Source organism: Kitasatospora aureofaciens, from assembly GCF_019192735.1.
GTDB classification, from domain to species: domain Bacteria; phylum Actinomycetota; class Actinomycetes; order Streptomycetales; family Streptomycetaceae; genus Kitasatospora; species Kitasatospora aureofaciens_A.
The window spans coordinates 1-22,747 of the sequence record NZ_JAHTKP010000018.1; the positions used below are offsets into that span (position 1 = coordinate 1).

Genomic DNA, 22,747 nt, shown 5'->3' on the forward strand with positions numbered 1-22,747 from the left:
GGGGGCCTGGATGGCGCCGGGCAGCGCGGCAGCGGCGGCGGCCCCGGCGGCGGCGGGGACGATGCCCTCCCCGGCCGGGGCGCCGGCCGGCTGACCGGGCTGGCCTTGCTGTCCGGGCTGGCCTTGCTGTCCGGGCTGCAGGGGCTGGTCGCCGGGCGGGTTGCCGGGCGCGTCAGCGCCCGGGACGTAGCCGTCGCCGCCGCCGTCCGGCTGGGAGTATCCGGCGGGCGGCGGGCCGTCCGCGCCGTGCGGGCCGGAGCCGTCCCCGCCGAACCCGGAGATGCCCAGCGGCACGCCGACCAGCACCAGGCCGGCAATCACCGCGGCGGCCACCATCGGCTTGGGGATGCGGCGCCGGCCGCCCTCCTCCTCGCCGGCCGACTCCTGCCCGGACACGGCCGCTGCGGACACGGCGGTCACGCCGGCGGGCGCCCCCGCGGCCCGGACTGCGGGCCCGGCGCCCTGTGCGGCCTCGACCGCCGGCGCCGGCCCGGCGGCGCCCACCGCCGCGAGCGCCCCGGCCGCTGGGGTGGCGGCCGCGCCCGTCCCCGGCTCCCCGGACTTCCCGGACTCCTCTGCCGGCTCGGGTACGGCCCAGGCCACGGCGGGCAGTTGGATGCCCCCGGCCTCCGGCCGACTCTCCCGTCCGCTGCGTTCCTTGCCCACCCGAACCCCTGCCCCTCGACGACGACACCTGGCAGGGACGGCCCGTCCTGGCCTCACCGATCGCACGACAAAGCCGTCCCTCAAGTACTCACGGACGGCGGGGCGCGCAGGGTTCAGCCGGTGTCCAGGCGCCACACCGGTTCGGCCGGCTGCGGCGGGTGGAGGACGAAGTCGACCGCCCGCTCCAGGGTCGCCGCGTCCGGCCGGGGGCGTGCGTCGCCCCGCTCGCGCAGGTGCGCGAGCAGCCCGGGCTCGGGAGCGATGTCGTACTCCTCCAGGTAGTAGGTGACGGTGTCGGTCCAGATCCACTCGCCGTCGGTGCGGTAGTTCAGCGGGACGGCGCCCCTGCGGGAGGTGTCGAAGAGGTCGTCCATGAGCATCGGTGTCATCAGCACCGCCGCGCCGGCCCGCAGGTACCCGGCCAGTGCGGCCCGTTCCGTCGCGTCCTCCACCACCTCGCGGTCCGGCGCGAACCCCGGCCCGGTCACCGGGTCGATCACGTCGAACACCGCTGCCAGGCGGAACTCCTCCGCGTCTGCGCGCCCTTGCTGCTGATCCACGTCCTGCTCCCGGTCGCATGCCGGCCCCTCGGCCGGGGCGCCCTCACCCGGGTCAACGGCGCCCGGCGCGGGCGGCGTTCACCGGGTGGGGGCGGATCCCCGGTCAGGCGGTGCCACCCGTGATGTCGGGCCGCGGGTTGCCCTTGAACCAGAGCGGGAGGGCGGCTTGCAGTTCAGGGGTGAGCTTCCAGGCCCAGTTGCTCTGCCTCATGTGCTTGTTCAGTTGCGTGACGAAGTCCTTCTCCGCACCAACGTAGCTCCTGACGAACTTCATCACCTCCTCCGCCGCCTTCGGCTTGACCGAGCGGTTGATCACGTTCACGGCCTCGGCCTCGGCCGCCCGTGCCGCTTCCTCCACCGCCCGTGCCGCTTCCTCGAGCGCCCGCTGTGCCGCAGCCTCGGCCTCGGCCGCTCTGGCCTGGAGCTTCTCGTTCCAGGCGGACTCGCCGTCCTTCGAGGGGAAGTACTTGAAGGCGATGTCCCTGCCGCCGGGCACGTGCTTGCTGGTGGTGTTGAGCTTGGTCGCGTCCGCCCAGCCGTACTCGATGGTGCTCTCCACGTCCTTCCCGCCCCTCGAGTACGTCCGGGGCTGACTCGACACCGTCGACTTCTGCTTGGCGGCGATCTCGTACGCCACGTAGGCGCTGATCCCCGGGAACGCCTCCTGGAAGTCCTTGACGCCGTACTTGCAGCTCTCGCAGGTACCGCGGGAGGAGACCACGGTGAGCACGCCCTCGGGCTGGGGCGGCAGTTCGGCACGGGGCGGGAGGGACGCCTTCTCCGGCGGCTTGCCGTGCGGCTTCTCCGAGGGATGGGGGACCGGCGCGAAGCCCCAGTCCTTCATCTGCTGGAAGGCCTTGGCCAGTCCCTTCACCTCGGCGTCGTTGCGCTGCGTCCACAGGCCGTTCTCCCCCGCCCATCGGGTGACGGCCCTGAACGACCGGCTGTCGTTGACGGAGGCGTCCTGGCCGTTGACGACAGCCTCGGGCGTGTGCCAGTTCCGTTTCTCTTCGCCCTTCAACCTCAGGCCGACGACAGCGAAGGTCACGCTCCTGTCGCTCTTGGCGAAGAGCGGGGCGAGGAGGGAGTCGTCCAGTACCAGCTTCGCCGCCTCCACGGAGTCGGGTTCCGGCTCCGCGGCCTTCTCCTCGGCCTTGTCCTTGCCCTTCCCCTCTGCCCCCTCCTCCGGTTTCACCTCTGCCTGTGCGTCCGACGCCTTCCCGCCCGACAGCACCATTTCGACCAGGTCGGACGTGATGGCGTCGGTGCCCTTGGTGTCGGTGCCCTTGGTGTCGGGCTCCCCGAAGGAGTGCGCGTCGTGCACCGGAGTCAGGCCCCCGCGCTTCCACCCGTCGATCTGCGCCCTGGTCGTCCCGTCGATCAGAGCGGCGGACTCGGTGTCCAGCCGGCCCTCGTAATCCGGGCCGCCGAAGAACTCCCACGGCGCCCGGTGCATGAGTGGCGCGCCCTGCCCGGACACGGAGAGCACGTCCCGCCACTCCCCCACGGTGACCGCGCGGTCGGGGAAGAGCAGCGGATCGATCACCCGGCTGCCTTCCGCCGTCTCGACCAGCACCGCGACGTGGTGGTGCCACTGGTAGTCCGGGTGGAGCCGCTCATGCTCGGTCGCGGGATAGGCCCAGATCTTGGCGAGGTGGTGTCGACCGGTCCCCGGGTTCGCCGTGGTGATGAGCTCGGACAGTGCGTGGGCCCGGAGTTCGCAGTCGTGGACGAGGTTGCCGCCGTCAGGGTTGTAGTGGCTCATCACCTCGGTGTGGAGCGCCTGGAACCGGCCGGCGGACGGAAGTTCGGCGGCCTGCTCGGCCAAGTCGTCGCGGCGGACGGTCAGATCTGCACGCCGGTTTTCTGTTGCGGGATTCAGCAGCCCCAGCAGCGCGTCGGCAGCCCGCACCGAGTGGACCAGGCCGACGTTCTGAATGGCCGTCAGCACATTCCGCTCAGCGGTGATCCGGTCGAGGACCGTATCCGGGGCATTGCCCGCCTCGGCCCTCCCCCACATGTCCGCGAGCCGGTCGGAACGGGTATTCACGGCCTGCAGGAAGTCGCGGTATTCCTCCGCCGAATCGGAGAGCTCGCTGCCGGTGTCGTCGTCCGACGCCATCTCCTCGTCCGACTCGGAGGGGTCGTTCGTCCGGATGCGCTTGTTCGAGCTCGGACCCTCGCCCGGGTCCGAGCCCGAGTCCGAGTCCTCGCGCCTGCGCATGCGCCCGGAGAACGCCACCGCGTCGCCGTGCGACGCCACCTCCCGCTCGTGCGGCGGAACTTGGGACGGGATCACGGTGTAGCCCTCGGGAGCCGACTGCGAACGCGGCGGGAGGGTCGCGTTCACCGGCAGGTGGGCGCCGAGGGTGCGGGCCACGGGCGGGGCGTCGGGGGACGCACCCCGTCGGGCCGTCAGGCTCACCCAGCTGCCGTCCTCCACCAGGACGGGGCGGCCGGAGCCGTCGAAGCCGGGCTGGCGCCCGACCACCAGCACGCCGGGGCCGTGCGGATCGGTGCGGAACGGTGCCGAGACCGGGGGCATGAACCAGACCAGACCGCTGGGGGCGAAGACCTCCAGGTCCAGGTCGGGCAGTCGCAGGCGCAGCTCCCGCAGCACGCCGGCGGCGAACGACTTCTCGCCTTCGCGGGCCGACGAACAGGCCACCAGCTGCACCGGCTTGTTCCCGTCCCACGCCCGCTGTTCGTACAACGAGGCGAGCAGGTCGGCGGCTTCGCCCTCGGTGACCCGGGTGCCTCGCCAGCGCGGCACGCCGTCGGTGCCGGTGTGCATCGCCACGGTGAGGAAGCGTTCGTCGGCCGGGAAGCGGTCCAGGGTCCCGGCCATCCGCTGCCGGGCCTGCGCGCCGACTGCCGGGTCGTCCAGCCGGTAGGCGCCCGAGGCTTCGTGGTGGACCAGCGCTGCGCGCAGCTCGCTGCCGCGGTCGATGACCGGCGGGTCCGGGAGCAGGCTCAGCAGGGTCGGCTCATCTCCCCGTGCTGCCGCCTCATGATCCGCGGCCGGGTCGGCAGGGGCCGGGGGCGCGGCGGCCGGCTGGCGGATGTTGCCGCCATCGGCGGCGGCGCTGTCGGAGGCCGACAGGGGCTGGTCGGCGTCCGCCGCCTTGGGCGCCAGGTCGGGGTCGTACCAGTCGAAGGGGAGGTCAAGGGACTCGAAGCTGGTGTTCTCGGTCAGCGTCTGCGAGCGAAGGCTCCCGCTCACGTCGCCGATGTTCTCTGCGTTGTAGACCCGCGGCTCCCGCTCGTACGGTTCGCCTCCGTCGGACGGCGTGTCGTCGCTGGAGCGCCAGAGGATCGAAACGGATTCGCCTTCGTGACGGATCGTCACTTCAAGGAACTGATCGCGCAACTGCTCGTGGGGGTGCTCGATCCTGACGGTCTTCTGGCGGCCGTCCGGCGACCACGACTCCGTGATGCGGTGGTAGGGCTCAAGGTCGCGGTAGGCGGCCCGCAGCGAGCTGTCGCTGTAGAACCGGGTGAACTCCTGGAACGCGTCCGGCATCGACATGCTGCTGGACCAGTTCGCGACCTCGGTCTCGATGTCGGCGACCGTCATGGGCTCGGCGTCCACCCGGATGACGTGGAAGGGGCCCTCCTCCTCCCGCGCGGTCACCGTCAGGCGGCTCGGGCCGAGCGTCACCTCGGACTGCTTCTCGTTCACCGCCGCCGGGTCGCCCTCCGCCTTGGCGTGGCCCGGCGGGAACGACAGCGCCAGCATGGGGTGGGACAGCGGCACGTGGATCTCGAACAGCGCGTAGTTGTCGGCACCGCCGCCGTTCGACATCCAGTCCTGGACGAACTGCCGGTCGAAGGAGGTGGACGACGGCAGCAGCTCGGTGAAGACGTCCCGGCCCCGCGCCCCGGGGTCCATCCGCACCGCCCGGTACAGGCGCAGGGCCTCCCCCGTCGCCTGCGCCCCGGCCGGGTGCAGCGCTTGCGCGTGGTCGAGAAACGTCTGCACGTCGCCGAGCAGGGACTGGTACCGCTCCCCTTCCCGGACCTTGATCATGCCCTCGTCGTCGCGCTTGCTCGTGAACCCGCCGCCCTTGATCCACCCCATGAACTGGTGGAGCGCCGGGTTCTGGGCCGCGGCGTCGAGATGGTGCCTGGCCAGGTCCACCGCGGCCGTGTCGGCACCAGCGGGGCCGGTCGGCGGCGCGGCGGCCGGCCGGCGGAGGCTGCCGCCCTCCTGGGCCGGTGGGTCGTCGTGGGCGGGATGGTCACCGGCGGCCGGGGTGTCGACGGCCAGGTCGGCGAACTCCGGGTCGTGGATGGACCAGTCCCCCACCAGGTGCTCGTCCGGGAACCGTCCGTCCGGCGCCACCTCGCTGCGCAGTTGCTGCTCGGTCAGCGGTGCGAGGAAGCGGTAGCGGTGGTAGGTGTCGTTGTAGGTGAGGTCCGTCTTGGCGAGGTTCGGGTCCGCGCGCTCCTCGGGGGTGAGGCTCTCGGAGAACAGGCGGGAACCGGTCATGATCTCGTGGAAGGTGTGGTCGTCCGACTCCAGCATCCAGCCGAGCAGCCCCAGCCTCAGCAGCTCGAAGTCGACCGGGCCGTCCCCGATCTCGGCGAGTGCCTCTCTCCCCTTCTCCGTCTTGACGAGTTCCTTGACGGCCTGGAGCATCCCGAAGGCCGTGCCGGAGGTGCCGCTGATGACCAGCCCCCCGCTGTCGTGGGCCTCCTGCTGGAGCTTGGAGCCGAGCTTGTAGTGGAAGGACTTGGCACCCGGCTGCCAGCCCAGCCGGCCGTCCTTCTCCACGGCGCTGTACCACTCGCCCCGGCCCAGCGGCGGGTTCACCTCGAAGGGGTTGCGGTCGGTTTCGAGAATGCTCTTGGCCTGGCGCTCCGCCGCCTTCTGCGCGGCCTCGACCACCCGCTTCCGCTCCCAGTCCCCGATCTGCCGGTCCTGGAGCTCGGCGTAGTCGTCCCGGATCCGGTCGATGAGGGGCCCGTGCGGTTCGTCGGTGCGGAACGGTCCGAAGGGCGCCGGGTGTTCGCGCTCGGCGGGCGGCTTCAGCAGTTCCCCGTAGACCTTCTTGATCTCCGCGGTCAACGGGTTGACGACCTCGGCGCCGATGTCGTGGCGGTCCACCCGTTCCTGCGTCAGCTGCTCCGGTCGCGGCAGTTGCCGCTGTCGTACGAGCTTGGCGAAGTGGTTGGAGGTGTAGCCGTTGTAGAGCAGGGCCATGCGCTCCCGGAGGTTGCCGTGGTTGACGACCTCCTCCAGCATGTGCCGGTCGGTGCCGACCATGCCGGTCGTGCCCGTCATCCTGGAACCGAACTGCGTCTTGTCCTTGTCGTTGGTGGTCATTGCCCAGGCCAGGTCCACGACCTTCTTGACCTCGCGCTGAACGTCACCGCGTTCGAGCAGGTGGGCGGCGAGCCGCCGCTCGTAGGCCTCGGCCTGCTCCAGGTAGCGGATGCGCCTGAGGTCCTCGGGTGAGGCGGGCGGGGCGGAGTCCAGGGCCTGGCTCGTCGGGACCGGATCCGGCTCGCGGGCGGGGCCGGACGCGTCGTCGCTGCGCGGGTGTTGCTGCGCCTTGTCCTGGTGCGCCTTGATCAGGTAGCCCTCGAACTCCGGGACGAAGTCCTCGGTCCGGTAGTGGTTCCAGACCGATGCGCCTTCCTTCACCTTCAGGCCGGCGATCCGCAGACCGCTGGTCTTGTCCGCGGACTGCGCTCCTTCCCGGATGGGGCCCTCGTAGAAGCGGGGGTGGAACTTGAACTGCGTCCCGTCGGTGAGGAAGTCGTACTTCTTCAGCGTCTCCGGGACCTCCTTGGCCGTCCAGTCCTCGGTGATGTTCTTCACCTTCAGGCCCGTGGCCTGGCGGGAGAGGAGGAACTCCATGACCACCGGCAGGCCGGTGAGGGAGTCGCTGTAGGTGGCCGCGTGATCGAAGTCGTCGCCCGTGTAGAGCCCCGGCCCCAGCTGGGACCAGCCCTCCTTGTTCTTGACCGCGCCGATCTTGCCCTGGAGCAGGTACCCCCGCAGCGTCCAGGCATCGGTCACCCGGAAGACCGGCTGCCCGGGCTCCAGGGTGACGACGACGATGTCCGGCTGGACACGCCCGGCCAGCTCCTTCGCCACCTTCGGGTCGACGGGACCGCCGGTCTCCACCGCCACCGGCCTCCGCACATCGGGGCGCAGCTCCGAGTAGTGCGCGGCCAGGCCACCTCCGGGGTCGCGGTAGACGTGCACCTCGCGGCCGTGCGCGCCGGGGTTGAACTCGGTACGGCCGTTGCCCGCGTGGATCACGAGGTGGATGTCGAGGGCGTGGGCGATGATGGCCGGCGCCTGGTCGTAGAACGAGGTGTTCCACAGAGACCGGTTGCGCAGCCCCATGTCATACAGGTCACTCATGCGCAGGTTCCCGAGGTCGCTGCCGGACAGCGTCGACGGCTGCTCGTCCCCGGGGTTGCGGTGCACCTGCCAGGTCTGGTTGCGCTCGTGCGGCTCCAGACGGTCCTCGGGTCGCTGGCCGGTGGCATCGGCGTTGTGGCGCAGCTGGGCGCCGGCGTCGCTGCGGAACCACTGCGACGCCAGCTCCCGCAGCCCGTGGACGGTGAGTTCGCCGTGCTCCCAGCCGTTCAGCCCGCGGGCGCCGGCGAGGACGGCGTGCAGCAGGTAGTTGCCGTCGCCCGGCACGTCGACGACGTGGTACAGCCGGCCGCTGTCCAGCACGTTCACGCGCGACTCGTGCACCGGGGCCGGAGCGTTCGGTGGCCTGCCGGCGGGGGTCTCGATGACAGGGGTCACGTCGATGTGGGTCGCGCCGTTCAGCGGAGCCGGGGCGCCGGGGCCCTCGGTCTCCCGGTGCTGCTCCGTCAGCGGGGCGTGCGCCGTCTCCGGGTGGGAGCGGTACTGCTCGTAGGTCAGGTCGCGCAGGACCGGGCCCGAGCGCAGGACCTCCTCGATCCGCTGCAGGTGCCGGGGCAGCACCGTGAAGTCGTCCCGGTACGCCGAGGTGCCCATCACCCCGTTCTCGCCGGCCCACCGGTCGCGGCGGCGCAGCGCGAAGGCGTCGCCCGGGTTCTTCGCCGGTTCGACGTACTCGTCCGGGAGGCCGAGGAAGTGCAGCAGCTCGTGCAGCAGCACACCGGGCGGGCTCTCGTCGGACCAGTTGAACTGGTCGCTGCGTTCGCGGCCGGGGAGCACGGTGATGGTGCGGTGCGCGTTGGCCGCGGTCTCCGTGCCGTCCACCCGCAGGTGCACCTGGTCCCCGCCGGGCAGGTGGAAGCGTTCGTTGAAGCGTTCGTTGACCACCGCCCGGGCCCGGTCGAGCAGGCGGGCGGCCTCGTGCGCGGGCAGCGGGCGCCCGTCCGGCGTCTGCAGGTGCAGGTTCAGGGTGAACTCGGCTACCCAGTGCCCGGGTTGGGCTTCGAAGCGCCGCACGTCGTAGCTGATCGTGGTGTCGGCGCCGTGCAGCCCGCCGAGGCTCAGTTGCCGGGCCTCGTACTGGTCGCGCACTCCGGGCCCGGCGATGGCGCCCGGACCCGCCTGGCCGCGCACGCGGGGGTCGAAGCGCACCGTTTCCATCCGCGCGGGCGGCGCGGACGTCCGGATGTCGGCCCAGGACGAGGCGGGCAGCACCGTGCCATGGGTGGCGGGCGGCACGGCTGGGCCCGGGACAGGGACCGGGGCCTGGGCCGGGGCTGCCGGGGGTACGGCGGCGGGTACCGCCGGCGCCTGGGCGGGCTGGACGGGCTGGGTGTTCTGGGCGTTCTGGTCGGCCTGCTGCTGCTCGGCCTGCTGCTCGGCCAGTTGGCGCGGGGTGAGGGGCACGGTCATGCCGTTGAAGATGATCTCGCTGCCCGCCGACATCACCACGAACTCGTCCTCACCGCCGAATATCGGCCCGGTGAGTTCGTCCAGTCGGCCCTGCAGGTGGGTCCCGAACACCCGGTGGATCGGAAGGGTCTGGACCGTGACGTAGAACGGGCCGCTGTCGCTCGTGCTGTGCGGATCCTTGAAGGGCGACAGCAGGCTGAACGACTCGGCCGGCCCCCGCTGGAGCGGCAGCGGTCGGCCCTCCTGCCGTTCTTCGCTGCCGGTCACGTTGTCGACGTGCCGCTGGCTTTCCAGCCGGATCAGGGTGACCTGCCCGGTGTGGCGGTCCACGTTCGGCAGCTCCGTGGTCCTCAGGAACTCGTAGGTGAAGACGTGCTGGGCCACCAGGCTGCGGACGTACGACTGCCCGTACATGTAGACGTCGTCGTTCCCGAGCTGGCGCCAGAGGTACTCCACTTCCGGCCCGTCGCCGGGGCGGAAGTGGCCGAACATCAGCTTCGCGGTCAGGGGATCCCGCTCCCAGGATCCGCCGCCCTGGGATCCCTCCCAGACCGAGATGTGGCTCGGGTGCCCGCCCGCTTCGTTCTCCAGCCACTTGTAGAACGCGTCGGCGGCGCCGTCGGTGCCGCGCAACGAGCCGCCGTCATGTGCCGTCTGTATCCCGCCGGCCGGCGGCACTTCGTAGGCGGTCATCAGGCGGAATCCCGAGAACCCGCCCCCCTGCAGGGGCTGCGGGTGCTGTTCGAACAGTCGCGCCGGGAACAGGCCGGGTACCGCACTGGCGCGCAGCCGCATCTGCAGGTGGAGGAACTCGCTGATGTAGGCGGGCGACCAGCCGTCGCCCGCCAGCACGGCGTGCGTGTCGAGCAGCAGCGTGGCGGCCTCGTGGCCTGCGGCCCCGGTGTCCCGGACCTGCGTGGCCCGGTCGAGGATGCGCTGCAGCCGGGCTTCGATCCGGTCGGCCGCCAGCCCGAGGAGGGCGGCCGGGTCCTGCGGGACGGACTGGTTGTTCTCGGGGACCCACGTCCTCAGCTCGTGGTCCTGGATGTAGAAGTGCGGCAGGCGGTCACCGGTGCGCCACAGCTCAGCGGCCTCGAACGGGCGGTCCTCGGGCAGGGGCTCGTCGAGGAGGTTCAGCGACGAGTCCTCCTCGGTCACCCGGTTCGGCGTGTCCTGCCCGGTGTCGCCCTGGGCCTCGGCCACCGTCATGGTCTGGATGGACTGGGCCAGTGCTTGGTTGACGGACGTGTTCGGGACCGAGTCGCCGTTCGCGCTGCCGGTGCTCCAGTCGTCCTCCGAGTCCGAGTGCATCGGCGGGGCCTGCGCGGGCGTGCGCTGCGCCACCGGGTAGACGGCCTCCTGGGCAGCGGGCGCGACGGGACGGGCCTGGTCGCGGTCCCCGGCGGCCTGGCGCTCCTTCCCGGCCACCTCCTGGTGTGCCTGCTCCTGCGCCTCACGGCGGGGCCCGGCGCCCTCGTGGTCCTGACCGGTCGTCAGGAGTGTCTGGCGTGCCTGCTCCTGCAGCGGTCCGGCCGGCCCGGGCCGGTCGTCCTTGGGTGCGGGGGTGTCCGGGTGGAGGTCGCCCTGCTCGACGAGTTCGTGGCCTTCCGGGCGGTCCCCGCCCGGCTTCTTGTCCGAGGACGGCTCCAGGACGGTGTCCCGGGGGCGGACGAGCGGGCCGGACGGGGTGAGGGGCCCGGGCACGGGGGTCGGCTCGGGCTCGGGCTTGCGCTCGGGCTCGGGCTCGGGCTTGTGCTCGGGCTCGGGCTTGTGCTCGGGCTCGGGCTTGTGCTCGGGCTCGGGCTTGTGCTCGGCCTCGGGCTTGTGCTCGGCCTCGGGCTCGTTGTCGGCGGGGCGGCGGCCGAAGACGTTCTCGTTGGCCGCCTCGTGGCCGCGCCAGCGCTCGCCGTCCAGGTCCTCCGGTCCCCAGTGGTCCTTGTAGGCGTCGAAGAACTCGCCGCCGTACTGGGTCTTGAGGTTCTGGATCTCCTCCGCCGACACCCGGCGGTCCTCGGCGAGGCGGTCGTAGCCGGCGGCGGCGTGCTCGCGGGCGGGCAGCACGGCGCGTTCGAAGGAGACGTGCAGGTCCAGGCCCTCGGTCAGCCGCTCGCGCTCGCGGCGCCACTGCTCCAGCTGCTCGGGCAGGCCGGCCTTGTGGTCGGCGTCCCCGTCGCGCAGCAGGGAGCGGAAGTTCTCCTCGAACGCGGCGCGGATCCGCTCGGTGTAGCCCTCGCGCACGCGCCGGGCGGCGGCGGTGGCCGGCGGTTCGGAGCCCTCGGTGCGGCTGCCGCGCGCCGGCCGTCCCAGGGCCGTCTCGACGGAGGCGGCCGTCGCGGGCTCGTGGTCGGTGCCGTCGGGGCCGCCCAGGTCGTGCGGGACCTTGGTACGGGCGGTCTCCTCGGCGACGCGCAGCGCCTCCTCGCGGGCGCCGTGCAGGGCCAGCAGGCGGTTGACCTCGGCCGGGGAGGTCAGCCGGTCCAGTTCCTCCTTGAGCCGGGCCGGGTCGCGGTCGGCGGCGGTGTGCTCGGTGACCGCGTGGTCGGTGAGGCGGGCGAGTTGGGCGCGGGCGGTGGCCACCGCGCGGGGGGACGGGCCGTCGGCCAGGCCGAGTTCCCGCAGCGCCTCGGGGCCGAACTGCTCGGGGGCGCTGGTCTTCCACGCCCCGGCCGCGTCCTCCACCGCCTCGATGGACCGCTTCAGCACGGTCTCGCGGACCGCCTGGACGGTGAAGTCGTGGGACAGGCCACTGCGGTGGCTCTCGAAGACGTCCCGGAAGTCGGCTTCGAGCCGCTCCTTTCCCCGGCGGGTGGGGTCGAGGGCGGCGAGGTCCTCGCCGTTCTCGTCCTCGATCGCCAGGAACGTGTCCTCGTCCCTGCGGCCGGCGCCCGGCTCGGTCTCGTCGGCTCCCAGGGCCATCCGGTCCTGGTAGCGGCCGTGGAAGTCGGTGATCCGCTCCCGCATGGCCTCGGCGACCTGGTCGCGGGCCTCCTCGGACACCCGGGTGTCCTTCGGCACGCCGACCGCGTCCAGCAGCGCGCGGTCCGTTTCGGAGAGGTTCTCCCGCTTCCAGTCGGCGTGGGCCTCGTCCACCGCCCGGTCGATCCGCTCGGTCTGCGTGGCGCGTGCCTGACGGACGTCCAGGTCCCCGGCGGCCTGGCGCAGCCGGCGTTCCAGCCCGCGGGTGGCCAGGGCGTTGCGTTCGGGGGTGAGGTCGGCGCGGGTGGTGAACAGCTCGGCGATGTCGTGTTCGGCGTCGGAGCGGAAGCGCTCGGAGGCTTCCCGGCGGATTTCCGCGCGGGGGTGGTCGTCGCCGGTTGTCGCCGGGTCGAGGCCGCGCCTGGTCAGCAGGTCGTCGAAGCGGCCGACGGCGATCTTGAGCGCGAGTTCGCGGGCGCCGGCCAGCTCCAGGCGGTCGGCGGCGCCGGCGAGGATCTCCTCCCGCTCGTGCGGGCGGGCCTCGATGTCGGTCTGCAGGTCGGCGGCGGTGCGGCGCCAGGCTTCCGTGCCCGGACCGGTCAGGGCGCGCAGCTCCCGGGGCAGGTCGGCGTGGCCCTCGATCAGGTGTTCCTCGATCGCGCCGTGCAGGGCTTCCTTCGCCTCGGCCTCGGCGAGCACGGCGTCGTGCCGCTCGGCGAGGTCCTGCTGCTTGTCGTGCCAGGCCGTGCGCCGCTCGTCGCCGGCGGGCACCTTGGCGTGCTCGGGCGCGTCGACCCGGTGGTAGGCGTGGCCGGAGGGCGTGTGGAAGGTGGTGGGGCCGGGGGCGGACTGGTCGTGGGGGCCCTTCGGGTCGGTGGGCCCGTCGGGCTTGGGGTCGCGCGGTGGTGTGGCGGGCGGCACGGGGCCCTGCGGGTCCGGGCGCTGCGGGTCCGGGTTCTGGTGGTTCGGCACCGGGTTCTGCGGGTCCGGGCGCTGCGGGTCCGGGCGGCCGGGCGCGGGGACGTCGCCGTTGCCGTTGCCGTTGCCGTCGTTGTGGAGGTCGCCGGAGCCGCCGCTGGTGCGGATCGGCGGGGACGCCGGGCCGCCACCGGGCCCGTCCTTGTGCGGCTGCGATCCGTTGTCGGAGTGCGGGGCGACGGGCCCGTTGTCCGTCGCCGACCGCCCGGGCGGCCCCGCCGGCCCGCCGTTCGTCGCGGTCGTGCGCTCGTGCACGGTCGGCTCGTCGTGCTCCTCCCGGACCGTGGTACGGCGGTCCTGGCCGGGCAGGGACTGGTGCTGCGCCTTCGCGGCACCGCCCTGGCTGTCGGCGGACGCGGTCGCGGTCTCGTTGCCGCTGCGGCCCCCCGTCTTCTGCGGGGTCCCGGCCTTCTGGGGGGTGTCGGCCTTCTGCGGGTTCTCGCCCTTCTGGGGGGTGTCGGTCTCCGTGCGGGTCCTGGTGGCGGGCCCGGGGTCGGTGTCCCGCTTGCCGGTGGTCTTCGGCGCCTCGGAGGACGGAGCGGACGCGGACGACTTGGCGCCGGACTCCGTCGAGACCTTCGGCGCGGGGGCCTTCGGGTCCCACCCGCCGTCGACGGAGGAGTTGTGGCTGGTCTTGCCCTTGGAGTCGGCGAGCACCGGCCCGCCCTCGGTCCCGGCGAAGGCCTTGCCGGACATCGAGCCGATGTCGGAGTGGCCCGGGACGATGTCGTCGCTGGTCACGTGGGCGCGGATCTGGTCGATGTGCCCGGGCCGGGGCACCGGGAACGGCGCCGAGTGCCCGCCCATGTTGCTGATCACCGAGAGGAAGGTCAGCGGGTGGGTCATGCCGTAGTGCTCGCCGCTCTCCCCGGTGATCCGGGAGCTCTCCAGACTGCGGACGAAGTCCGCGTACCGGGCCGTCAGCGGCGAGGCGAGCCCCATGAGCATGTGCCGCATCCCGGCCATCATGAAGCCGCCGACGAAGCTCATCCCGCTGGCTTGCCACTCGCCGTTGTAGATCGTGTTGTAGATGCCCTCGGTCAGGTACTGGTTGAGGCCCGATTCGAGCTGGCTGCCCAGGACGTGCCCGAGGTAGAACATCTTGTTCATCTTGTTGATGCCGCCCGCGAGTTCGGGCATCTTCTCGGCCAGCAGTTTCAGCTCCGGGGTGAGCCCGACCCTGCCGCCGTCCTTGAGGATGGTCTCCAGGCCCTCCATCAGCGTCGCCCTGCTGCCCTCCTTCAGCGCCGACTTCAGGGACTGCTCGACGAACTGCTTCCCGAGGTGCTCACCCACCTCCCGGGCGAGCTTGTTGCCCAGCTCCTCGCCGAGCTCCTGTTTGAAGAGCTCCCCGAGCTCCTTCACGAACTTCTCGCCGGTCGCGGCGCCCACCTTGCGCCCGGCCTTGAAGCCCTTGGACAGGTACTGGGAGTTCTCCTTCAGGAGCTTGGAGATGCCGTTCGCGAACTGTTCGGCCGCCTCGTTGCCGAGCAGGTGGCCGACGCCCTCGCCGAGTTCCTTGGCGCCCGCCTTGAGGGCGCCGCCCGCGGCTCCCTCACCGAGCTCCTTGCCCGCCCCCTTGAGAGCGCCGGCGAGGGCGTCGCCCGCGATTCCCCCGGCCAGCTCCTTGATCATCTTGTTGAGCGTGCTCTCCACGAACAGCTTGCTCAGGCGGGGGCCGATCAGCTTGCCCAGGCCCAGGCCCAGCAGGTTCAGCGGGCCGCCGATCAAGCCGCTGATCGCACCGAAGATCGCCGCCTGCTTGGTGAGGTCCTTGTCCCACTCGTGCCGGTCGCCGCGCTTGAACTGGATGCCCTGGATGATCGCGTCCAGCGTCAGGCCGCCGACGATGCCGCCGAAGGTGTGCATGCCGATCAGCAGCGCGAGCTTCTTCAGCAGCTGGATGAGGAACTGCTTCGTGAAGAACTTCTTCCACTCCAGCTCCACCAGGGAGGCGCCCCCGGTGAAGACGGACCAGGCGATGGCGATGGCGATCTCGATGATCAGCTGGACGAGCTGACCGATCGCCATCCACTTGGTGTACTCGACGGTGTTGGCGACCTTGCCGGCCAGCTCGGCCAGGTCGGTGCAGAGCGTGCCGGCCGTGCCGAGGGGGTCGGTGGACCCGGGGGCGGCGCCGATGAACTGCCCCCACTCCTTCTCGAAGGCGTTGGCGGCCTCGCCCTCGAGCCTCGCGTGGCAGCTCGTCACCGCATCGGCGATGTACCCGCGCAGCTTCGGCAGGTCCTCGGCCAGCGCGAGGTAGTCGTCCCGGACGTCCCGCAGCAGTCCCTCGTCGGACTCCGGCCAGGGCATGCCGCTGATGATGTGGAAGAACTGCGCCACACCCGGAGAGACTTGGATGGACGAGTGGGACATGGCGCAGGGCCTCCGGGGCGGGGCTGGCGGTGCGAGGGTGCGGGGGCGGGCGAGCGGGCCCGAAGTCAGGTGCTACCGGCGGCGGTTCAAACCAGGCCCGCGTTGTGCTCGTCGGTGGCGTCGAAGAGGTCTGCCGTGCCCTGGCCGTGCGCGGACATCGCCTTGAGCTTGTCCCGGATCTGCGAGGTCAGCCCGGTCAGGTCGGCGGTGGGCTTGTCGATCTTCGCGTGGTACTGCTTGCCGATCTCGTCGCCGCCGCCGGCCTTGACGTTCTTCTCGTTGATGTCCGTTATCTCCTTGTTGATCTTTCCGACCAGGGTCGCCACGTCGTCGAAGTTGGCGAACGCCGCCTTGAGACTTTCGTCCTTGCGCAGCCTGCTAGCCATTGAATTCCTCCTGCTTGCGGGAGGACTTGGGCGCCTGGTCGGCGCCGGGGCGCATCGCGGTGAGCGGGGCCAGCAGCGCGTCCAGGTCCAGCCCGCCGCCGGCCCCGAACAGCTCCTCGTCGCCGCGTTCGCCGGTGAAGTTCATCCGCAGGCTCTCGCCGACGCCCTCGAAGGTGCGCATCTCGGCGGTGATCTGATCGCCCATCCGGGCCTTGGCCTCGTTGAGCACGTCCTTCAGCACGGTGCCCAGCTGGGCCGGCGCCATGGACTGGTACGCGGTGGTGTGGAAGGTCAGCGCGAGCAGTTCGCCCTGGGATCCGACCTTCGCGGTGACCATCCGGTCCTTGCTGGTCGCCGAGGCGGTCATCGCCCGCATCTTGCGCGTCGACTCGGCCAGCCTCTCCTGCTGCTCCGCCAACGAGGCCATGGCCTGGTTCAGTTGTTCCTCGAACGAGTACGACATGCCTTCTTCCGTTCCTCTCCTGGGCGACGGCCTTCACAGGGCCGCCGCCCCCTGCCGGTGGACCGCGCCGCTCAGCGGCCGATCACGCCGTTGACCGCACCGGTCTCGGTGCCCCAGACCTCTTCGTCCTCGGCCAGCCAGGTGGTGCGCTGACGGTCCTTCTCCCCCTGGCCGCCCATGCCGCCGCCCATGCCGCCCATCGGCGGCATCATCGGCATCCCGCCGCCGCTGGTGGCCACCGACCCGCCCCGCATCGCGGCCGCCTCCTCGGCGGCCAGCGCGGAGGCCTTCTGGCTCATCGCGGCCTCCTTCGCGGCGGCCGCCTCGGCCGCCGCCGCGGTGGCCGCCTTGCTGCCGGGAGCCATCCCGCTGTTCTCGATCGCCCCGGGGTTGAACCCGCTGCTGGTGCCGAGGATGCGCGGGCCGCTGCCGCCGCCGGAGGCCGTGGGAATCGAGGCTCCGCCGACGCCGGCTCCGCCGAACAGCCCCGGGTAGGCGCCGAACGAGACACCGTCCGAGGTGTGGCCGGAGCCGGAGCCGCTGCCGAAGCCACCGAGGTCCATGGTCCAGGGCGCGGAGTCGATGGGCGGCGGCCGCAGGCCCCCTCCGGTCCCGACGGTCGTGCCGCCACTGCCGGCCATCGAGTTCCAGGCGTGCCGGAGGTCGCTGGAGCGCTGGACGTAGTCGGAGATCGGCTTCTTGTCGGCGCCCAGCAGGGTGCCGTCCTCCGCGATCGAGCCGCCCTTCTCCAGCACGTACGGGTTGCCGTCCGAGTCGAGCACGGGCTTGCCGTCGGCGTCGACCACGGTGCCGTCCTCGCGGACGGTCGAGCCCTTGGGCACCTTGGCGTTGGGGCCGTAGATGCCGCCGCCGGTGCCCGGCGGCACGGATGAACCCTGGGGGACGACGATCGGCTTGCCGTCCTTGCCCAGCACTTCCTTGCCGTTGGCGTCGTACACCTTGCCGCCGGCGCCGATGTAGCCGCCGGGCGGCAGGAGGATCGGCTTCTTGTCCTTGTCGAGGAGGATGTTGCCGTTCTTGTCCCGGATCGGCGTCCCGGTGCCGCTCCCTCCGCCGCTGGTCCCGGAACCGGGAGGGCCGACGATCGGCGGCGGCGGCAGCGGAGGGGGCTTGCTCCCGGAGTGGCTTCCGCCCCCGCCACCGCCGGCGCCGAGGCTCTGGTTGCCGTCGCCGAGGCCGAGATCGCCCTTTCCCCCGGTTCCTCCGCCCCCTCCGCCGCCACCGGTTCCCGGCGGCGGGGAGCCCGAGTTGTTGGGGTCGGGAGCCGGTGTCGGGGGGAGTTTGATCCCCACCGGCAGGAGGCCGGGCCTGAGTTTGGCGATCAGCGGCGCGTACGCCGTTCCCAGGTCCGACAGGGCCCTGTCACCACCGGCGTCCAGCATGGTGTGGACCTTCTCGAGCCACCGCTTCTTGGCCGCCTTGTCGAGGTTGGTGAGGAAGCCGGCATTGTCGTTCTGCGGGTCTCCCAAGGGGGTGTTGTAGTCCCACGCTGTCCCCGTCCAGTAGAAAGGACGTTGCGCCATGGCCTCGGTGAGGACCTCCAGGATGCACTGGTAGGGGAATCCGACCGCGTACCAGGCGGCCTGCGTCTGGCTGACCGCGTTGATCGCGATCCCGATGCTCTGGGCCGCGTACTTGAGGTACGGGCCGTAGTTCGCCCCCTCCAACTGGTTGCGCAGCCCGTCGAGTTCGATCGCGTACCGTTCCAGGAGCGTCTTGAACTCCCCGGCCGCGTCCCCCTGCCAGCCGCTGTCCGGGCCGTCGATCTTGGCCGCCCAGTCACGGACGTCCTTCGCCTGGCCCTTCAGCCACGACACCACCGCGTCGATCCCCGTGGCGGCCGCCAGCAAGCTCCTGGGATCGATCGTGTCGTTCCCCTTCAGGGCGGCCTCGGCCCACTCCTTCGTGGTCGCGTCGCGCAGCGTGAGGTCCGGCCGGATCGGATCGAGGATCAACTCGGCCTGGTGGTTGAACTTGGACAGCGGCCCGTCGGTCTTGTTCCCCCACTTGTCGTAGTCGATGTGGACCGAGATCAGGAAGTGGGACGCTGTGGTCCCGTTGTAGAAGTTCATCGCCCACCAGACGTCTACCGGTTGGCCGGTGCCCGAGTACTGGGTGTTGTTGTTCTCCTTGCCGATGGTCGGGTCGTAGTACCCCGTCGGTGTGGTGAGCTCAACCTTCGAGATCCACGGGGTGGTCTGGTCACCGGCGACGTCCGTCCGCTTGGTGATCGTGACCGCGCCCGTCCCCTTGGGGTTGAACGCTGCGAGGGTGTCTTCCCAGGCGATGGGCACGGTGGTCTCCGGGAGGTGAGGATCGGGAAACGGACACGGACGGGCTGCGGCGGGCTACTTCCCGCCGCCTCCCCCACCACCGCCGCCGCCACCGCCACCGCCCGCGGAGATGACGTCCTGCAGGATCTGCATCATCTCGGCGGCCGTCAGGGCCTCCTCGTGGGCGGTGTCCATCTGGGACAGGAAGGTCAGGACGTCTCCGCGGGCCGTCTCCAGCTGGGCGTGGAACGTCGTGTAGTCGCCCGCCACGCTGCCGGCCAGCTTCTTGAACAGCCCCTGGAGGTTGGTGCCGCTGTCGAACGCGCCGGCTTTCAGCTCGGTGTAGTTGCTCTTGCTGGTCTCTCCGCCGTCGCCGCTGAACCCCAGCATGGTGGTGTAGCCGGGATCGTTCTCGAGTTGGGAGAGGTAGTACGGCAGGATCGTCTTGGCGAAGTAGTCCAGGTCGTCGTGGTTGACGCTGAGCGTGTGACCGCTGTCGGGCTTCGACGGCGCGGTTGGCGGGTTCGTCGGTCCCTCGATCGGCCCCGGGAGATCGGTCGTCGCCATCAGCCGATGCCGGCGGCGGCGCGCTTGTCGGCGTCGCGCAGCAGGCCGTGCATGGTGCGCAGGACGTCGGCGCCATTGGTGATGTCGTCGTTCATGGCGCCGTTCTGGTTGGCCAGCGCCTGGTAGAAGGCGTTGGCCGCGGTGGCGAGGTCACCGCTCAGCTGACTCTCGGCGGTCTTGATGGCGGTCATGCAGTTGTCCATCGCGGTGTGCATGCCCTGGCCGGCCTGGGTCAGGGCGTCGGCGGCCTCGTCGATGTTGGCGTGGTTGAGCACGATGCTGGCCATCAGGGGTCCTCTCGGTCGGGTCGTCGGGGGGCGGGTGGGACGGGGGGCAGGGTCAGGGGTTGAGGCCGTTGTAGATATCGGCGGAGGCGCCGCCCCAGCCGGCGCCGACGTCCAGGGCCTGGTCGTGGGCGTTGTTGACCTGGTGGTGTCCGGCGCCGAAGCTGCTGTGGAAGGTCTGGTAGGCGTTCTTGAGCTGCTGGTAGCGGTGCTGCCAGTCCTCGATCTTCTGCTGGTACTGGGTGCTGCAGGCGGCCTTGAAGTGCTGCTGGACCTCGCCGTTGACGTTCTCGACCTGCGTTGCGGCGCGCGTCATCGCGTCCATGTGGCTCTCCAGGGTCGCCAGGACCTTCTGGACGACCGTGTCGTCTGTCTGCAGGTTGGGTGCCATGGTGGGTTCCTTTCCGTCGGCCCGGGCTTCGACTGCCGGGCTCATCTGAAGTCAACGGCGCTGCGGCCGCGGCCGGTTCACCTCGGGCAGGCGGGACCCGGCGGGTTCGGCGCGGAGGTCGCGGCGCCGGTGAGCGCGGCCGGGTCGAGGCTGGGGCCGGTGGGCAGCAGGGTCAGCAGCGGCTCGGGGACGCCCGCCGGGGCGACGGCGCCGTAGCCGAGCTGTTTGGCGACGGCGGGCGAGGCGAGCGGGTACTTCACCCCGGCGTCGGTGACCAGGTAGAGGGTGGTGCCGGCGCCCGCGGTGGACAGGGCGCGCACCAGGGCGCCGCCGCCGGGGCGCACCGCGATGCTCTCGGCGGTGGCGCAGGCCGCCTCGACGCCGGGCTGGGCGCTGGGGGCGGGGCCCTGGACGGCGGTGTCATCGAGGAGGGTGACGGAGGTGGTCGGCGCGGGGTCGCCGGGGCGCAGGTCGGCGCAGACGTCGCGGCCCTGGGGGGCCGTCAGGAGTTCGGGCGGGGCGGTGGGCAGGGCGCCGGCGGTGGCGGCGGGCGCGGGGGGTGCGCTGTGGGCGGCGAGGTCGGCGGCGCCGAGGCCTGCGGGGGTGACGGCGGCGCCCTGGTAGGCGATCTGCTGGGTGCGGGGGTCGTTGCGCAGCAGTTCGAGGGCCATGGTGGTGAGCGGGGTGAGTCCGGCGCGGGTGAGCAGGTAGGGGTCGCCGCTGGGGCCGGTGAAGAGCTGTCCGATGCGGGTGGGGCGGGTGGCGAGGTCGGGGCCGGGGGTGCCGCGCTGGTCGACGTCGGGGGCGGCGAGGTCGGGGCCGGCGGGCAGGGCGTTGAGGAAGGCCTGGGTGACGGGCTGGGCGGTGGCGGCGGCCTGGCCGAGGGCCTGGCGGGCGCGGTTGGGGGTGTCCAGGCGCAGGCGGCGGCCGTGCCACAGCAGGTAGCCGGTGCCGTCGGGGGCGGTGACCAGGATGCCCTGGTTGTCGGTGAGGGCGGTGCCGTGGGTGGCGGGGTCGATGGTGAGGGCGAGTTGGGGTTGGCGGGCGCCGGAGGGGCCGGGGCGCAGGGTGGCGCAGGCGAGCCAGGGGGCGGTGGTGAGGCGGTCGGGTTCGGGCAGGCCGTCGGGGGCGCCGAGGATGCCGAGCGGGGCGCCGCGGGGGGTGTCGGCCAGGGAGCGCTGGCTGACCTGGTCGACGGTGAGCTGGTCGCCGGCGAGCAGGCGGGCGGTGGCCTCGTTGAGCAGGGGGTGGAGGGTGCCGTCGAGGTAGAGGTAGCGGGCGCCGTTCTCCTTGACCAGGACGAGGGTGCCGGGTTTCTTCCAGCCGGTGGCGCCGCCGGGGACGAGGACGCCGTAGACGGCGGCGATCAGGCAGGCGAGGACGGCGATGATGACGCCGGTGACGGTGCCGCGGGAGGTGCGCCCGGTGGGGGTGTCGGGGGCGTCGGGTTCGCCGCGGAGCATGCCGGTGGCGAGGCGGCCCATCACGAACAGGTGGGCCTGCACCTGGTCGCGCTTCGACTGCATGGCGTGGTTCTCCTCGGTGGCGGGGCGTCGGGTGCGCTCGCGCGGGCGGGCGGCGGGGCGTCAGGTGGCTGCCCTGGCGGCCTGGTGACGGAGCGGCGGGTCTGCTGCTGGTGGTGGTGCGGGTTCAGCCGGCGATGGCGCGCAGCCCGTGGTAGGTGCCGGCGGCGGCGAGGGCGAGCGGGAGCACGGTGACGGCCGCGAGGGTGTGCAGCAGGTCGGCGGCGCGGCCCCAGTAGGGCAGCAGGCGCCGGCCCGGGATCGTCCAGGAGACGGTGGCCAGGACGGCGGCGGTGACGAGCAGGGCGGCGAGCAGGGCGAGGCGTCCGACGGTGTCCCGGCCGAGGGCGAGGTGGACGGTGAGCAGGGCGGGGCCCAGGGCGCCGGGGACCAGGACGGCCAGGCGCTGGGGGATGCTGCCGATGCCGCGGGCGTGCAGCAGCAGCAGGAGGGACAGGGAGCAGGTCAGGGCGGTGGGGGCCCAGCCGTCCTGGTTGGTCAGGGTGGCCAGGCACAGGGCGAGGACGGGGGCGAGGGCGAGGTGGAAGGCCGTCAGGAAGCCGTCGGCGACGGCGCTGCGGGTGCGGACGGAGGCGGCCGGGACGGCTTCGATGCCTTCCTGCAGTTCCTCGGCGTTGCGGGGCAGGGCGGGCAGGCGCAGTCCGGACAGGCGGAAGCACAGGCCGGGCAGGAAGGCGGCGGTGGCCACCGGGACGACGGCGAGGGTGGCGGCGGTGGCGGGTGTGGTCAGTCCGGCGAGCAGCAGGGCGCCGGCGGCCGTGATGTGCAGGGCGAGCAGGACCAGGCCGAGGAAGAGCGGGGCGGAGCAGCCGACGGCGGCCATGGCGAGGACGGCGGCTCCGGCGCCGGCGCAGCCGCCGGCGAGCAGGCGTGCTCCGGTGGCGGAGGGTCCGGTGCCGGTGGTGAGCAGGGCGCCGGCCAGGGCGAAGTAGGGCACGGCGGTGGCGCCGAGGGCGGTGCCGGCGCCGGCGTCGCCGACGGCTCGGGAGGCGCTGAGGGCGCCGAGCAGCAGGAGCAGGGCGGTGACGGCGGCGGCTGCGGCGCGGGCGGTGGCGGGGCCGGGCAGCAGCAGGAGGGCGGCGCCGCCGGCCAGGGCGGTGACGGCCAGGGCGAGGGCGGTGTGGTGGGTGAGGGCGGGGCGCCAGGTGTCGGGGCGTTCGCGCATGCCGGTGGCGAGGCCGTCGGCGAGGTCGTCGTAGTGGACCTCGGGCAGGGCTTCGCGGCGTGGGCGCAGGTGGAGTTCCTCGCCGTCGTGCAGGTCGAGGGCGTCGGCGCCGAGTTCCTCGTCCAGGGGTGGGTGTCCCAGGCGCTGGAGGATCCAGCCGTCGTGTTCGACGCCTTGTTCGTCCAGGTCGGCGCCGGCGTGGGCGAGGACGGCCGGCAGCAGGTCGGCCAGGGGGACGTCGGTGGGCACGGCGAGTTCGAACACCGCCTCGGGTGTGCGGAACCTCAGTCGGCACAGTCCGGCGACGGCGGCCCCGTTGGCACTCCCGTTCACGCTTCTCCTCACGT

General features: G+C 72.3%; 10 protein-coding genes and 1 pseudogene. All 11 read right to left on the reverse strand.

The genetic code is table 11. The annotated features are described in order from the left end of the window. Positions 1-666 (reverse strand): annotated as a pseudogene (locus KV557_RS19665) (hypothetical protein); the annotation flags it as partial. A 113-nt stretch (positions 667-779) separates the two neighbouring features. Further along, on the reverse strand, positions 780-1,226 hold the full coding sequence (locus KV557_RS19670; protein ID WP_218202055.1) for a hypothetical protein: 447 nt from the start codon (positions 1,224-1,226) through the stop codon (positions 780-782). A gap of 103 nt (positions 1,227-1,329) precedes the next feature. Beyond that, positions 1,330-15,306, reverse strand: a complete 13,977-nt coding sequence (locus KV557_RS19675; protein WP_445156344.1) for a WXG100-like domain-containing protein — start codon at positions 15,304-15,306, stop codon at positions 1,330-1,332. An 86-nt stretch (positions 15,307-15,392) separates the two neighbouring features. Next, a complete protein-coding gene (locus KV557_RS19680) occupies positions 15,393-15,692 on the reverse strand; it encodes a hypothetical protein (protein ID WP_218202058.1) in 300 nt (99 codons plus the stop codon). After that, positions 15,685-16,155 carry a YbaB/EbfC family nucleoid-associated protein gene (locus KV557_RS19685; RefSeq protein WP_218202059.1) on the reverse strand — a complete coding sequence of 157 codons (471 nt, stop codon included), beginning with the start codon at positions 16,153-16,155 and terminating at the stop codon, positions 15,685-15,687. The genes KV557_RS19680 and KV557_RS19685 overlap by 8 nt, the downstream gene beginning before the upstream one ends. Before the next feature lie 71 nt (positions 16,156-16,226). Continuing rightward, positions 16,227-18,470 (reverse strand): WXG100 family type VII secretion target, encoded by a 2,244-nt coding sequence (locus KV557_RS19690; protein ID WP_218202061.1) that lies wholly within the window; start codon positions 18,468-18,470, stop codon positions 16,227-16,229. 54 nt (positions 18,471-18,524) lie between these two features. Further along, the gene (locus KV557_RS19695) at positions 18,525-19,016 is read right to left on the reverse strand and encodes a hypothetical protein (protein WP_218202064.1); all 492 of its coding nucleotides are present in this window, start codon (positions 19,014-19,016) and stop codon (positions 18,525-18,527) included. Next, positions 19,016-19,303 carry a hypothetical protein gene (locus KV557_RS19700; RefSeq protein WP_218202066.1) on the reverse strand — a complete coding sequence of 96 codons (288 nt, stop codon included), beginning with the start codon at positions 19,301-19,303 and terminating at the stop codon, positions 19,016-19,018. The genes KV557_RS19695 and KV557_RS19700 overlap by 1 nt, the downstream gene beginning before the upstream one ends. A 52-nt stretch (positions 19,304-19,355) precedes the next feature. Further along, positions 19,356-19,691, reverse strand: coding sequence for a hypothetical protein (locus tag KV557_RS19705; RefSeq protein WP_218202069.1), 336 nt, complete (start codon positions 19,689-19,691; stop codon positions 19,356-19,358). Between the two features lie 77 nt (positions 19,692-19,768). Next, positions 19,769-21,217 carry a type VII secretion protein EccB gene (gene eccB / locus KV557_RS19710; RefSeq protein ID WP_218202071.1) on the reverse strand — a complete coding sequence of 483 codons (1,449 nt, stop codon included), beginning with the start codon at positions 21,215-21,217 and terminating at the stop codon, positions 19,769-19,771. Positions 21,218-21,341: 124 nt separating this feature from the next. Further along, the gene (gene eccD, locus KV557_RS19715) at positions 21,342-22,733 is read right to left on the reverse strand and encodes a type VII secretion integral membrane protein EccD (protein ID WP_218202072.1); all 1,392 of its coding nucleotides are present in this window, start codon (positions 22,731-22,733) and stop codon (positions 21,342-21,344) included. Positions 22,734-22,747: the final 14 nt, after the last annotated feature.